The sequence below is a fragment of the Microcoleus sp. S28C3 genome, from assembly GCF_036700785.1.
Lineage (GTDB): Bacteria > Cyanobacteriota > Cyanobacteriia > Cyanobacteriales > Microcoleaceae > Microcoleus > Microcoleus asticus.
In genome coordinates this window covers 1-1210 of sequence record NZ_JAUBPO010000295.1, presented here as the reverse complement: position 1 = coordinate 1210, position 1210 = coordinate 1, and the positions used below count along the sequence as shown (strand labels likewise).

1 protein-coding gene is annotated in these 1210 nt (G+C 44.5%); it reads right to left on the bottom strand.

Going from position 1 to position 1210, the window contains the following annotated elements; genetic code table 11:
- Nucleotides 1–195 precede the first annotated feature (195 nt).
- Nucleotides 196–1210 (bottom strand): hypothetical protein (locus QUA13_RS32540; RefSeq protein ID WP_333205229.1); only part of this gene is annotated, 1015 nt, incomplete at its 5' end.

The following is a 1210-nucleotide window of genomic DNA, read 5'->3' as shown; positions in this document are numbered from 1 at the left end:
TAATAAATCCTCAACATCTAAAAAACTGGTTTACTAAATGCTGCTACTGTCATCTATAAACTTGCAATCTGCTGTATGTCAGCGAGAGCGCCTACTTCTTGAAGAAGTCGGAACTCTCGCTGTTAGGTTTTTTTAAGTTGGTCTACTTATTCAGGACTTTAGAAACTGAAAAAAAGTTATTAACAGACCCCCTTTTTAAGGCAGCGAGCAGCAAGTAAATTCAGCATCGTTCAAAGCAGTGTCATCACCGCTCCCCTGTCCAGACTCAACCTTTGTCTTTATGCCACAAATAGCCGAAGCAGAAGGACAAGTTTGTAAACCTGACCATCCCCCCCAACCAAGTCGATAAGAAGCGGCTAAAGTGTCACCGTTGTCACACCGGAATTCTGCATCAACAGCGCCAGTATCATCCCCACTCCCTTGAGGCCCTTCAATTCTTACATTTGCGCCAACTACGTAGCCATTACCGCAAACTCTTTCCTCTGTTTTGTTTCCCCACGATCCTGTTCCAGATGAAATTGGTGTTACTCTTCCTTTATCTTCAAGTGTTCCGCATATTAAGTGAATACCATTGAGGGCAGTATCATCACCTCTACCCTGTTCTGGTTCTACGATTAAGAAAGCACCTAATACCCATTGTCCCGTTGGGCATCTTTGCTCGGCTGTCCAATCACCATAGGGGCCACCAAAAGGACCGATTGTGGCAACGGGGACATAATCTCTCTTTGGCGTTTCTGCTACCGGGATCTCAACTGGTAGCACTGATTGACTTTTTCCCTCACCCCACTTGAGCACTATCTGCGGTTGTTTATTTGGGTCCATCCCCCGAAGAGCCTTTTTTAGTTCTGGACCTTGTACATCCAGGTTGAGCTGATAGTTAGTGGCAACTGCTGCATAGCCTAATGATTGTACAACTGTGCCGTCTGCATATTGCAAGTAACCCTGAAATTTGTTGATCTCGTCAAACTCATTAAGATCGTATCCAAAATAGCTGATAAAGTTGATATTTTGGGTAATAAAATTTGAGGGATTAGTAGAGCAAATGACTGGGAATAGATCGGGAGCAGGAAAACGCTTTGGATCGTAGTTATGTGCAATTGACTGTAATCGCTGTTCTAGCCGTTTAGCTACGAAATTGGAGTTTAGACTAAGCAGGTCAAAAAGTGCGCTCGCCCAAAGACCGGCAAACGTCCATACTCCAACGGCAACG